The organism is Stenotrophomonas sp. 05N37, assembly GCF_056397365.1.
In genome coordinates, this window is sequence record NZ_JBFTNG010000001.1 from 419,245 (window position 1) to 431,738 (window position 12,494).

Sequence of the window (12,494 nt, forward strand, 5' to 3'; positions counted from 1 at the left end):
TGTCAGCCGACAGAAAGGGCCTGCAAGTCACCCCCTTGGGGCAGCCGGGCGAGCCATTCACGACCCGCGTCGCTGGTCGCAGTGAGACGAACGCGACGGCCCTGCCCTTCAATGTCCAGCGCCACGTGCAGGTCGCTCGGCGGCAATGCGCCCGCGCCGCGCTCGGGCCATTCGACCAGCCACAGCGAGGCGCTGCCCTCGTCCAGGCCCAGGAAATCCAGCTCTTCGGCCTGCCCGATGCGGTACAGGTCCAGGTGCCAGGCCTCGTGCCCGTCGTCCAACGGGTACCGCTCCACCAGCGTGTAGGTCGGGCTGCGGATGGCGCCCTGCACGCCGAGGGCGCGCAGCAGCGCGCGCGCCAGCGTGGACTTGCCCGCGCCGAGGTCGCCCTGCAGCTGCATCACCGCCTGCGGCGGACGGGTGGCGGCCAGCCACTGCCCAAGCAGGTCGGTGTCGTCGCTCTGGGCCAGGAAAAACGTGATCATGCGATGTCGGGTTCCGGATTGACCAGGCGGCGCAGCGGCACCAGCAGGTCGGTGGGGAGCAGGCCACGCTGGCCTTGGGCGGCGGCGCTGTCGCCGGCCAGCGCATGCACCAGTGCGCCGGCGCTCGCCGCATCGAAGGCGTCCAGTCCCTGCGCACGCAGGGCGGCGATGATGCCCGTCAACAGGTCGCCCATGCCACCCACGGCCATGCCCGGGTTGCCCGCCGCGATGACTCGGGGGCGCTGGCCCGGTGCGGCGACCAGGGTGCCGGCCCCCTTCAGCACGACCACCGCGTGGAAGCGCTCGGCCAGCTGGTGCGCAGCGGCGAAACGATCCGCCTGCACCTGCGCGGTGCTGCAGCCAAGCAGTCGCGCGGCCTCACCCGGGTGCGGCGTGAGGATGGCGCCGTGGACCACCTGCGGCGCGGCGGCCAGCAGGTTCAGGGCATCGGCATCGATCACCAGCGGCGTGCCGCTGGCCAGCACCTGCCGCCACAGTTCATGCGCCCAGTCGTCCTGGCCGAGGCCGGGGCCGATGGCGATCACCTTGGCGCGCGGAAACAGCGCCTGCAGGTCGCCGGCGTTTTCGACCGCGTGCACCATGGCTTCGGGCAGTCGCGCCAGCAACGGCGCCGCGTGGGCGGCCTGGGTGGCCACGCTGACCAGCCCCGCGCCGGCACGCAGAGCCGCTTCGCTGGCCAGCATCACCGCACCGCCACTGCCGTGGTTGCCGCCCACGCACAGCACATGCCCGGATTCGCCCTTGTGCGTATTGGCGCGCCGCGCCGGCAGCAACGCCGCCAGGCGCGCCTGCGCCCAGACACTGGCTGCAGGCGGCACGTCGGTCAGCGCGGCATCGGGCACCTGCAGCGGCGCCAGCCGGCGCTCGCCCACGTACTCCAGCGCATCGCCGGTGTACAGGCCGCGGTGCCTCACGATGAACTGCAGGGTGAGGTGGGCGCGGATGGCCACGCCGGGCACCGCGCCGGTGCCTGCAGCGACGCCGCTGGGCACGTCCAGCGACAGCACCGGCAGCGCAGCGGCGTTGATCGTCTCGATCAGCGCCTGCGCATCCCCTGCCGGCGCGCGGTTCAGGCCCAGTCCGTAGAGCGCGTCGACGACGACATCGGCTGCCGGCAGCGCGCCGCTGAAGCACGCCTCTTCGCCGCCGGCATCCCGCCACGCCTGCAGCGCGGCCTGCGCCAGCGGGGTGGCGGCGCCGTCGCCGGCCAGCCGCAGCACCTGCACATGACGCCCGGCCTGGCGCGCCAGCCGGGCCAGCACGTAGCCGTCGCCGCCATTGTTGCCGGGCCCGGCCACCACGCAGATGCGCCGGGCCTGCGGCCAGCGTTCCAGCAGGCACTGCCAGGCAGCCTGGCCGGCCTGCTCCATCAGGCTCGCCCCGCCGTCGCCCAGCCGTGCGCTGGCCTCCGCGTCGATCCGGCGCGCGGCGGCTACATCGAACAGTTCAGCAAGCTCAGGCATGCCGGGATTCTATACTTGTCGCCATGTCTGCTGTTCCGCTCCCCGCCCCCGTCGACCTGGCCCGCGCCGCCCAGCGCGTGCGCGAGATCGCGCGCGTGCACGGTTTCCAGCGCTGCGGCGTGTCCGGCATCGACCTCGGCGAGGACGAAGCGCACCTGGCCGATTGGCTGGGCAAGGGCCTGTACGGCACGATGGAGTGGATGGCGCGGCACGGCACGATGCGCGCGCGCCCGGCCGAACTGCTGCCTGGCACGGTGCGGGTGATCTCGGTGGGCATGGACTACGGCCACAAGGACGATGCCCAGGCCTGGGACACGCTGCACGATGGCGACCGCGCCTACGTGGCGCGCTATGCGCTGGGCCGCGATTACCACAAGCTGATGCGCAACCGCCTGCAGAAGTTCGCCGATGCGATCGCCGCGGAGATCGGCGCCTTCGGCTACCGCGTCTTCGTCGATTCGGCGCCGGTGCTGGAGCGCGCGCTGGCCCGCAATGCCGGGCTCGGGTGGATCGGCAAGCACACCTGCCTGATCGACCGCCAGGGCGGCTCGTGGTTCTTCCTGGGCGAGATCTACATCGACCTGCCGCTGCCGGTGGACACCCCGGCCACGGCGCACTGCGGCACCTGCACGCGCTGCATCGACGTCTGCCCGACCCAGGCCATCATCGCCCCGCAGCGGCTGGATGCGCGGCGCTGCATCTCCTACCTGACCATCGAGCACGATGGCCCGATCCCCGAAGCGATGCGACCGTTGATGGGCAACCGCATCTACGGCTGCGACGACTGCCAGCTGGTGTGCCCTTGGAACAAGTTCGCCCGGCGTACCGACGAGCCGGATTTCCGTGCGCGCAACGACCTGGACACCGCGTCGCTGGCGCAGCTGTTCGCGTGGGAGGAAGACGAATTCCTGCGCCGCACCGAAGGCAGCCCGATCCGGCGCAGCGGGCACGAGCGCTGGTTGCGCAACATCGCCGTGGCGCTGGGCAATGCCCCCACCCACGCCGACACCCTGGCCGCGCTGCACGCGCGCCGCGAGCACGCCTCGCCGATCGTGCGCGAACATGTGCAGTGGGCGCTGCAGCAGCACGCCGCGCGCGACCCGCGGCCGTGACGCGTATGCGACCATGGGAGCCCGTTCGTACCGTTTGACCCGCCCATGGACCGCAGCGCGCAGATCCTCACGCCCAGCCAGCTCAACATCCTGGCCCGCGACCTGCTGGAAGGCGCCTTCCCGCTGATCTGGGTGGAGGCCGAACTGGGCAGCGTCACCCGCCCGGCGTCGGGCCACATGTATTTCACCCTGAAGGACGCGCGCGCGCAGATCCGCGCGGCGCTGTTCAAGCCCAAGAGCCAGTGGCTGAAGTTCGTCCCGCGCGACGGCATGCGCGTACTCGCGCGTGGCCGCCTGACCCTGTACGAAGCGCGTGGCGAGTACCAGTTGGTGCTGGACCACATGGAGGAAGCCGGCGAAGGCGCGCTGCGCCGCGCCTATGAGCAGCTCAAGGCGCGGCTGGAGGCAGAGGGCCTGTTCGCGGCCGAGCGCAAGCGCGCGCTGCCCACCCACGTACGCCGCCTGGCCGTCATCACCTCGCCCACCGGCGCGGCCGTGCGCGACGTGCTCAGCGTGCTGGCGCGCCGCTTCCCGCTGCTCGAGGTGGACCTGCTGCCGAGCCTGGTGCAGGGCGACAACGCCGCCGCGCAGATCACCGCGCTGCTGCGGGCTGCCGATGCCAGCCGGCGCTACGACGTGATCCTGCTGACCCGCGGCGGTGGCTCGCTGGAAGACCTGTGGGCCTTCAACGATGAGCACCTCGCCCGCGCCATCGCCGCCAGCCAGACCCCGGTGGTGTCGGCGGTGGGCCACGAAACCGACTTCAGCCTGGCCGACTTCGCCGCCGACCTGCGCGCGCCTACCCCGTCGGTGGCCGCCGAGCTGCTGGTGCCCGACAAGCGCGACCTGCAGCTGCACGTGCGCCGGTTGGCGGCGCGGATGGTGCAGCTGCAACGGCATGGCCTGGGCCAGGCGATGCAGCGCGCCGACCGGGCGTTGCTGCGCTTGAATGCACAAGGCCCGCAGGCGCGCCTGCAACTGCTGCAACGCCGCCAGCAGGACCTGGCGCGGCGCCTGGCCAGCGTGTGGCGGCAGCAACAGGAACGCCGCCAGGCGCAGCTGCGGCATGCCGCCGTGGTGCTGCGCAACGGGCATCCGCAGCGTCGCCTGGACGCCCTGCGCGAGCGCCTGCAGCGCCTGCAGCCGCGCGCCGCAGCGGCGATCGACCGCCAGCTTCAGCGCGACCAATTGCGCCTGCGCGGCTTGGCCCGTTCGATGGAAGCGGTCAGCCCGTTGGCCACCGTGGCGCGCGGTTACAGCATCCTTACCCGCGAGGACGACGGCAGCCTGGTGCGGTCACCGTTGCAGGTGCGCCCGGGCGACGCGCTGAAGGCACGCGTGCAGGACGGGGTGATCGACGTCGTGGTCAAGGAACCGGCGCGCTGACCACGAACGCCGGCCAGGATCACTGGCGCGCGCCTTCGCAGTATTTCTGCCGGTATTCCATCGCCTTGGGCATCAGCGCCTGCAGGTTCTGGATGCGGGTGCCGGGGTTGGGATGGGTGGAAGAGAATTCCGGCGGGGCCTGCCCCCCGCTGCTCTGGCCCATGCGCTCCCACAGCGGGATCGCCTCGCGCGGATCGAAACACGCCGCGGCGGCCAGCATCAGCCCGACCTCATCGGCCTGGGTTTCGTGGCTGCGCGCATACGGCAACAGGTAGCCATAGCCCATCGCCGACATCACCATCTGTTGCTGCTGCGGGTCCATGCCGCTGGCCGCGCCGGCCATCTGCCCGATCTGGGTCAGCTTCTGCTGGGCCATGCGCTGGGCACCGTGCCGCAGCAGCGCGTGCGCGATTTCATGGCCCATCACCACCGCCATCGCATCGACCGTGCGCGCCACCGGGATCAACCCGGTATAGACGGCCATCTTGCCGCCGGGCAGGCAGAACGCATTGGCCTGGTCGGACTGGATGACATTCACTTCCCACTCGAAGTCGCGCGAAAAGTGCGCCGGCTTCAGCCCATGCTCCTCGGCCAGCGCGGTCTCCACCACGTCCACCTTGCTGATCAGCCGCTGCGCGATCGCGCGCACGTCGCGCGAGACCTGCGCGTTAGGGTCCAGCGGCCGCTCCTGGGCCAGGATCTCCTGGTAGGCCTGCAGGCCCAGCGCCTTTTCCTCGCTGGCATCGAGCGAACTGTCGATCAGCACGCTCTCCCCGGTGTACGGGTCGACCGCCCGGTTGGAGAACCAGTAGAACGCCGCATACCCGGCAAAGGCCAGCAGCACCCACCAGCGGATGTTGCCGAACATACCCGGGCGCCGGGCCCGGCCCTGTTGTTGACCACCGAATGGATCGTTGCGCATGTTGCAGATTCCTGGCGGGACCGGCGCACGCTGGCCGGCACGGCGTCATGGTAGTGGCTGCGGCGGGACGCGACGTGAGTGCCGCCCTGTACGACTCAGATACCGCGGACCAGGCGGAAGCCGATCCGGGCGCTGGTGGTATCCGAGTCCTGCGATTGCCGCCACGCCGCCCGGGTCTGGTCCGGCGCATTGGCCCAGTTGCCGCCACGGATCACCCGCTGCCGGCAGCCCGGGTTGAACCAGGCCGCGCCATCGGCCGGCGCACGCCGGTAACTGGCGTGCCAGCAATCGGCCACCCATTCGCTGAGATTGCCGGCCACATCGTGCACCCCCCAGGCGTTGGCCTCGAAGCTGCCGACCGGCGCCGGCCCCCACCAGCCATCCCCATAGCCGACGAAGGCGTTGTACCAGCGTCGCCCGGTCGGGGAGACGTCCTCGGCACCGGTGAAGTTGCCCGCCCCGGCCGGCGGCGTGCCGGCATCGCCCCAGGGGTAACGGCCGCTGCTGCCGGCGCGCACCACGTACTCGAACTCGGCCTCGCTGGGCAGGCGGTAGGAACGCCCGGTCTGCTCGGACAGCCAGGTCGCGTAGTTCTCGGCATCGCGCACGCTCACGTGCATGACCGGCGAATTGGCGATCGCCGGCGCGCCGTTGTAATCCGACCGCCAGTCCACCCCGCTGTGGCGCACGAAGTTGCCGCTGCGTTCGTCGTAGACGATCGAGTGCCCGCGCCGGGTCGCGCGCGGGCGTGCGTTGCTGGCCAGCACGTAGCGCCGGAAATCGGCCACGGTGACCTCGGTGATCGACATCGCGAAGCCACGCTCGAAGCGCACGTAATGCGAAGGCTTTTCGGCATCGGTGGCGCCGCGCTCGTTGTCGCCGGCGCCCATCTGGAAGCCGCCGTGCGGCACCACGATCATCTGCGGCCCGCGGCCGCCATCGCGCAGCGCATCGCTGAACACCTGGCGCGGCCGGAAGCTGCCGTAGTGGGTCACAAGCTCGATGCGCTCGCGCAACTGCGCCACCACCGGATCGCCCGGCAAGGCAATGCGCAGCGCATCTTCGAGCTTCTCGCGCGCCGGCTTCAGCCCCTGCGGCGTGGTCAGGTCGCGCAGGCCCTCGTCGCGCAGCCGGGTCAGCGTATCGGCCCGGATGCGTTCAACGCGTTCGAACGCATCGGCGATGGTGATGGACGAGTCGCGCACCTTCGCCGCCTCGGCCAGCCAGGTGCCGGCAGTGGCGAAATCCCCGGCGCGCGCGGCCGTTTCGGCCCGGCCGATCAACGCGCTCTCGGCGGCGGCCAGCCCCTGCCGCGCGCGCACGTCATCCGGGTTCAAGCGCAGCGCTTCGCGGAAATTGGGGATCGCGCCATCGCCATCCTCACCCACCCGGCCGGCGCGCAGGTCGTCTTCGCCGGCACGGTTGTAGGCGATCACGCGCTGGGCGATCTCCACGCGCGACTGCAGTTGGCGCACGCGCGCATCCTCGGGCGCGATCGCCAGCAGCACCAGCGCCATGTCACTCGCCTGCGCCAGCGCTTCGCGCTGCTTCAAGGGCCGCGACAGCAGCGCACCGGCCTCTTCCAGAAGGCGCAGGCGTGCCTGCTTGAGTCCAGCCAGCGCCTGGCGGTCCTTGCCGTCGCGCTGCAGCAACGCCAGCCAGATCGGAATCGCCGCCTCTTCGTCGGCGTACAGCCGGTCCTGTTCGAACGCCTGTGCCGCCTTGCGCCGCGCGGCGGCCACCGCATCGTCGGCGATCTGCACCGCCGGCGGCTGCCAGCGCGCCACGGTTTCGGCGGCGTCCTCTCCGCCGATGGTCACCTGCGCGGCGGGCGGAACGGCCGCCGCGGCGGTGCGCGCGGCCGCCCGGGGCGCCGTCGGGGCGGCGGCCGGCGGCGGCGCGTCGGCCGAACACGCCGCCAGCGCGAGCAGCAGCGGCAGGAAGGGAGCAGAAGTGCGCAACATCGGGTTCCTTGCAACCAGGGTCGAGCATGGCCGAACCGGGACGAGCCAGGCAAGCCGCACGACGACCGGTTCATGATACCGGGGCGCGCGCCCGGCACGGCGCGTTATCCTGCGTACCCTGTGCACCCCCTGCAGTAGACGGAACCCACGTGGCTTATTGGATCAAAACCCCGGCGGAACTGGACGAGCGCTACCGCCAGCGCCCCACCCGCATCGGGCTGGACACCGAATTCATCCGCGAACGCACCTACTGGCCGCAGCTGGCCCTGGTGCAGATGGCCGTCGGCGATGAGATCCTGCTGATCGACCCGCTGATCCCCGGCATGAACGAGGCGCTGGCCCCGTGGCTGGCCGACACCGCCATCCTGAAGATCATGCACAGCGCCAGCGAAGACCTGGTGACCTTCAAGGTCGCCTGCGGCGTGCTGCCGCGGCCGCTGTTCGATACCCAGATCGGCGCGGCCCTGGCCGGCATCGGCGGCGGCATGGGCTACCAGAAGCTGGTCAACGCAGTCACCGGCGTCACCCTGGCCAAGGGCGAGACGCGCTCGGACTGGATGCGCCGACCGTTGTCCGACGCGCAGCTGGACTACGCCGCCGACGACGTCGAGTACCTGTTCGCCATCCACGATGCGATCGACGCCAAGCTCGGCGAACTCGATCGCCGGCAATGGCTGCACGACGATGCCGAACGCCTGCTTGCCAGCGTCGAGCATGACGAAGACCGCTGGCCGCACGTGGCGATGCGCTCGGCGCAGTTCATGGACGCCCCCGCGCAACACCGCCTGCTGCGGCTGCTGCGCTGGCGCGACGTGCAGGCGCGCGCCAGCGACAAGCCGCGCAGCTGGATCCTGGACAACGAACTGGCGGCGGTGCTCGCCCGCACGCCGCCGGCCGATGTCCCGGCACTGGAAAAGCTGATGGAGAGCTTCCCCAAGGCGCCGCGCAAACTGGCCAGCCAGGTCTGGCAGGCGCTGGACACGCCGCTGGACGACGAGGCCGACGCACCGCTGGCGCTACCGGCCAACGACAGCAACAAGCAGGCGCTGAAGCGGCTGCAGGATGCGGTCAGCGCGCGTACCGCCGAACTCGGCCTGCCCGACGGCGTGCTGGCCTCGCGCAAGCACCTGGAAAGCTACCTGGAAAGTGGCCAGTGGCCGCCGGCACTGGCGGGATGGCGCCGGGAACAGCTCGAACCGGTGCTGGCCCCGCTGCTGCCGGCCTGAGCCGGCGGATCGGCCCGCGGGGCGAGCGCAGACTGCTGGCCCCGTCCTCCCATGCGCGGATGCACACCGCACCGCCCGGCAGCCCATCCGGGCTGCACCGGGGCGTGCGGCCTCGCGCACCTCACACGTAGCCGCGTGATTTCAGCCGTGCCCAGCGCTCGGTGCCGATCGCACGGCGCATCCCGGGTAGCGGATCAAGGTTGCCGCTGTTGTCGGCCACGGCCACCACGAAATCCTCGCTGGTGTGCAACAGCGCATGGCGTTCGGGCGCGTCCAGCCACGCGACCACCTGCTTCAGCACACGCCTGGCCGACGCCGGGCTCTGGCGCAGCGCCATGTACTGGCCGTGGCGCTGGCATGCCTCGGTCAGCGCGGGGAGATCGAACCAGTGTTCGTCGGCGTCGCCCTGTGCATGGCGGATCTCGTCGGGCGCCCACAGGTAGTAGCGCACGTCTTCGCCCCGCGCCAGTACCGCATCTCGATACGACTGCCGCCCCCAGACCAGGAACGGCGGCCATGCGGCAGTGGGGTCTTCGTCGGTGAAGCACAGCAACAGGCAATACAGGGGTTCGGTGCGTGGAATGCGCGGCAGTTGCACCGCGATCGCCTCGATCAGCAGCCGCTCGACCTCGGCACCCAGCGTTGCCAGGGTTTCACCCGGGCGTGGGCGCTGGTACTCCAGGCGCCGCTGTCCGCTGGGGCTGCCATCGGCCTCCAGGTACTCCAGCACGATCGTATCGAGCTGGCCGGCATCGTCGTAGGCATAGAGGTTCTGGCACCACCAGGTGGGCTGGTCCGACGACCAGTTTTCAATCACCACGCGCTGCAGCTGCCCGCCCTGCCAGTGGTAGGTCTGGTTGAAGCCGCGCGCCGCATCGACGAGATCCAGCGCGAGCAGGCGCCCGTCCTGCTCACGGTGCGCCCACGCCGCGTTGATATCGCCATCGGCATCGAACCCCAGGCCGTGGCGCACCCCGGGTGCGTGCAGCCATGCCATGGTGCGACCGTTGGGCCAGCACTCGATCAGTACCCGGTCGTGCGCGTCCAGGCCGTGCTGCACGTGCACCTGCGGCTTGGCCTTTGCATCGGCGATCCAGCGCGTTGCCGGGCCGCCATGGTGTTCCTGCGAGAAGGGCGTCTGCGACCCCATCGAGTCGTTCGCCCAGCGCCAGCGCACCACCTGCGCCCGGCATCGGGCCAGCAGGTCGATGGCGGCGGACGGGTCCCGGTAGCGGGCATACAATTCTTTGAGCATGGTCGGGCTCCGTTCAACGCCAGGCACCTGGACATCGTGGACGCCGGCTGCGGCTGCGGACGATAGCACGCAGGGGTGCCAACGCCGATGCCTGCAAACGACAACGCCCTGCGGGTGCAGGGCGTTGTGGGTGACACATCGCACGGCTACCGGCACCGCGTCATCGCGGTGCCGGCACGTGCCGCTTACCAGTTCATGTTCAACGAGACACCCACGGTGCGCGGTTCGTTGTAGACCGCGGCCATGTAGTTTTCGATCACGCCCTTGAGGTTCTTTTCGTTGGTGATGTTGCGCGCGAACAGCGCCACTTCCCACGCACCGTAGTTGCCGGAATAGCCCAGCTTCAGGCCGCCTTCGAAACTGCCCTTGGAGTTGAACTCGGCCGAGTCGTACAGCACGAAGCTGGTGTAGCCCTGCTTGTTCCAGTCGGTGGAGACGAAGAACACATCGCTGTCGTTGACCGGCACGTCGTAACGCGCAGCCAGGTTGATGTTGTACTTCGGCGCGTTCGGCAACGGGTTGCCGTTGATCTGGGCGAAGGTGTTGGCACCGACCTTGATGGTCGGGTCGTTCACCGTGCACACCACCGCGCCGTTCAGCGCGCAGACCTGGGCGTAGACGCGGTCGTCCTGGATTTCGCTGTGCAGCAGGCTGACGCCGGCGCTCAGGCTCAGGTTCGGGATCGGGCGCAGTTCCATGTCCGCTTCCAGGCCGTAGGCCTTGGCCTTGTCGGCGTTGAACAGCACGCCGTTGCCATCCGAATCGTTGCCGTTGAGCTGGATGTCGTTGACCACGTAGGTGAAGGCAGCGGCATTCACGCGCAGGCGGTTGTCCCACAGGCTGCTCTTGATGCCTGCTTCCCAGGACAGGATGGTTTCCGAATCGGCGGTGGTGAAGTCGGCATTGAACACCGCCGAGCGACCCTGGATGGTCGGGCCGCGGAAGCCACGGGCCACGCGCGCATACACGCTGAACTGCGGGTTGAACGCGTACATCGCGCTCACGTCCCAGCTCGGGGTGGTGTCGGCCATTTCCACGTCGGTGCGACCCTTGTAGGTCACCACGCCGGCGGCGGTATCGGCGGTCTTGAGCAGGCGGGTGTGCTTCTCGTCGCGGGTCTGGCGCAGGCCGGCGGTCAGGGTGAACTTGTCGGTCACGTCATAGCTGACCTGGCCGAACCCGGCCCAGGAGGTGTTGACGTTGCGCAGGCGCACCCAGTTGTTCGGGTTGCGTGCATTGCCCTGCAGGAACCAGGCGCGCTGGTAGAAATCGGTGGTGTCGCGGCCGTCGAAGTAGAACGCGCCGACCTGCCACTTGAGGCGGTTGTCGTCGCCATTGGCCAGGCGGATTTCCTGGGTCCACTGGTCCAGGTCGCGGATCTGGCCCATCGACTGGCCGTAGCCGTTGGCCACGCCGTTGACCGGGAAGTTGGCCGCGGCGCCGCCGTCGGTATCGCCGCGGCTGTAACCGGAGGTGGTCTCGTAGGCGGTGATCGAGGTCAGCGAGACATTGCCGAAATCGTAGACCGCCTTCACCGAACCGCCGTAGGTCTTGTAGGACTGCGGGTTGTTGTCCGCCTCGTCGTAAGCCACGCGGTCGCGCGCCACGTCGGTCTTGTTGGAGCCCTTGGTCACCGCGCCACGCAGGAACAGGGTGGAGGTGCCGTCATAGTCACGCGCATGCGCCGAGGCCAGCAGCGAGAAATTGTCGCTGGGCTGCAGCAGGAGCTGGGCGCGCACGTTGCGGTCGTCGAAGCCGCCCATGGCGTTCTTGCGCGGCGCGACCGTGCCATCGGCGCTGGGCCCGGTGTAGGTGTTGTCCACGTAATCATCGCGGTGCTGGTACAGCGCCGACACGCGGAACGAGGCGATGTCATTGATCGCACCGCCCACGCCGCCGTCGATGGCCACGCTGCCGTAGCTGCCATAGCTGGCCTGCACGCGGCCGCTGGCGTCCTGGCTCGGCTTGATGGTGTCGAACTTGACGATGCCGGCGGTGGTGTTGCGGCCGAACAGCGTGCCCTGCGGGCCGCGCAGCACTTCGATCTGGTCCACGTCGTAGACCGGGTTGGACTTCAGCACCACGTGCTCGAGGACCACGTCGTCCTGGATGATCGAGACCGGCTGCGAGGCACCCAGGTAGAAGTCGATGTTGCCCAGGCCACGGATGTAGAAGCGCGGGAAGATGCGCCCGGTGGTGGTCTCGGCGTAGAAGCTGGGCACCTTGCCCGACAGCGCCAGCAGGGTGTCGTCGCCGCCGGCGGTGTAATCGCGGATCTTCTCGCCCTGGACCACGCCGACCGAGACCGGCACTTCCTGCAGGTTGCGCTCGCGGTGGTCGGCGTTGACGGTGATGGCATCCAGCGAGGTCGGCGTGGCGTCCTGCGCCATCGCGGTGCCGGCCAGGCCGAACAGCGCGGTGGTGGCACAGGCCAGCGCCAGTGCATGGCGGCGCGGCAGCGCGGTGGAACGGCGGGACGACATCGACGCGGGGGTGGTGCGATAGGCAGGCATGCAGGGTCTCGGGGGTACGGATCTGGGTGGCGTGCGGCGCACGCGGATGAACAACATCGACACCGCTGCGCGGGCAGCGATGGGGCACGGTATTGCGTGGATGTTGCAGGCTGGTTGCAGGGCGATGCGGGGGACGGCCGTCCATCC

Annotated in this window: 9 protein-coding genes; 3 read left to right on the plus strand and 6 right to left on the minus strand. The window is 70.0% G+C overall.

What is annotated here, in order from left to right; all coding sequences use genetic code 11:
* Positions 1 to 2 precede the first annotated feature (2 nt).
* Together tsaE and AC1DGC_RS01945 are read right to left on the minus strand one after the other, a co-directional pair.
* A complete protein-coding gene (tsaE, locus tag AC1DGC_RS01940) occupies positions 3 to 485 on the minus strand; it encodes a tRNA (adenosine(37)-N6)-threonylcarbamoyltransferase complex ATPase subunit type 1 TsaE (protein ID WP_394162458.1) in 483 nt (160 codons plus the stop codon).
* Positions 482 to 1,969, minus strand: a complete 1,488-nt coding sequence (locus AC1DGC_RS01945) for an NAD(P)H-hydrate dehydratase (protein WP_478047107.1) — start codon at positions 1,967 to 1,969, stop codon at positions 482 to 484. The genes tsaE and AC1DGC_RS01945 overlap by 4 nt, the downstream gene beginning before the upstream one ends.
* Before the next feature lie 23 nt (positions 1,970 to 1,992).
* On the opposite strand from AC1DGC_RS01945, the gene queG reads away from it, so the two are divergent.
* Complete coding sequence (gene queG, locus AC1DGC_RS01950) at positions 1,993 to 3,081, plus strand: tRNA epoxyqueuosine(34) reductase QueG (RefSeq protein ID WP_259203478.1); 1,089 nt, start codon at positions 1,993 to 1,995, stop codon at positions 3,079 to 3,081.
* A 45-nt stretch (positions 3,082 to 3,126) separates the two neighbouring features.
* Entirely contained in the window at positions 3,127 to 4,467 is a 1,341-nt protein-coding gene (gene xseA / locus AC1DGC_RS01955; RefSeq protein WP_478047108.1) for an exodeoxyribonuclease VII large subunit, read from the plus strand.
* A 19-nt stretch (positions 4,468 to 4,486) separates the two neighbouring features.
* On the opposite strand, the gene AC1DGC_RS01960 is transcribed toward xseA, so the two are convergent.
* Both AC1DGC_RS01960 and AC1DGC_RS01965 read right to left on the minus strand, forming a co-directional pair.
* The gene (locus AC1DGC_RS01960; protein WP_259203483.1) at positions 4,487 to 5,389 is read right to left on the minus strand and encodes a M48 family metallopeptidase; all 903 of its coding nucleotides are present in this window, start codon (positions 5,387 to 5,389) and stop codon (positions 4,487 to 4,489) included.
* A 95-nt stretch (positions 5,390 to 5,484) separates the two neighbouring features.
* Positions 5,485 to 7,353 carry a formylglycine-generating enzyme family protein gene (locus AC1DGC_RS01965; protein WP_394162448.1) on the minus strand — a complete coding sequence of 623 codons (1,869 nt, stop codon included), beginning with the start codon at positions 7,351 to 7,353 and terminating at the stop codon, positions 5,485 to 5,487.
* Between the two features lie 149 nt (positions 7,354 to 7,502).
* Here AC1DGC_RS01965 and rnd point away from each other — a divergent pair, with 149 nt between their 5' ends.
* The gene (gene rnd, locus AC1DGC_RS01970) at positions 7,503 to 8,579 is read left to right on the plus strand and encodes a ribonuclease D (protein WP_259203485.1); all 1,077 of its coding nucleotides are present in this window, start codon (positions 7,503 to 7,505) and stop codon (positions 8,577 to 8,579) included.
* Between the two features lie 121 nt (positions 8,580 to 8,700).
* Here rnd and AC1DGC_RS01975 read toward each other — a convergent pair whose 3' ends face one another.
* The gene (locus AC1DGC_RS01975; protein WP_478047109.1) at positions 8,701 to 9,834 is read right to left on the minus strand and encodes a hypothetical protein; all 1,134 of its coding nucleotides are present in this window, start codon (positions 9,832 to 9,834) and stop codon (positions 8,701 to 8,703) included.
* A 185-nt stretch (positions 9,835 to 10,019) separates the two neighbouring features.
* A complete protein-coding gene (locus tag AC1DGC_RS01980; RefSeq protein ID WP_394162682.1) occupies positions 10,020 to 12,317 on the minus strand; it encodes a TonB-dependent receptor in 2,298 nt (765 codons plus the stop codon).
* Positions 12,318 to 12,494 lie beyond the last annotated feature (177 nt).

Coding starts and splice junctions, on each gene's coding strand:
- tsaE (WP_394162458.1), bottom strand. CDS start 485: ATGATCACGTTTTTCCTGGCCCAGAGCGACGACACCGACCTGCTTGGG.
- AC1DGC_RS01945 (WP_478047107.1), bottom strand. CDS start 1,969: ATGCCTGAGCTTGCTGAACTGTTCGATGTAGCCGCCGCGCGCCGGATC.
- queG (WP_259203478.1), top strand. CDS start 1,993: ATGTCTGCTGTTCCGCTCCCCGCCCCCGTCGACCTGGCCCGCGCCGCC.
- xseA (WP_478047108.1), top strand. CDS start 3,127: ATGGACCGCAGCGCGCAGATCCTCACGCCCAGCCAGCTCAACATCCTG.
- AC1DGC_RS01960 (WP_259203483.1), bottom strand. CDS start 5,389: ATGCGCAACGATCCATTCGGTGGTCAACAACAGGGCCGGGCCCGGCGC.
- AC1DGC_RS01965 (WP_394162448.1), bottom strand. CDS start 7,353: ATGTTGCGCACTTCTGCTCCCTTCCTGCCGCTGCTGCTCGCGCTGGCG.
- AC1DGC_RS01975 (WP_478047109.1), bottom strand. CDS start 9,834: ATGCTCAAAGAATTGTATGCCCGCTACCGGGACCCGTCCGCCGCCATC.
- AC1DGC_RS01980 (WP_394162682.1), bottom strand. CDS start 12,317: ATGTCGTCCCGCCGTTCCACCGCGCTGCCGCGCCGCCATGCACTGGCG.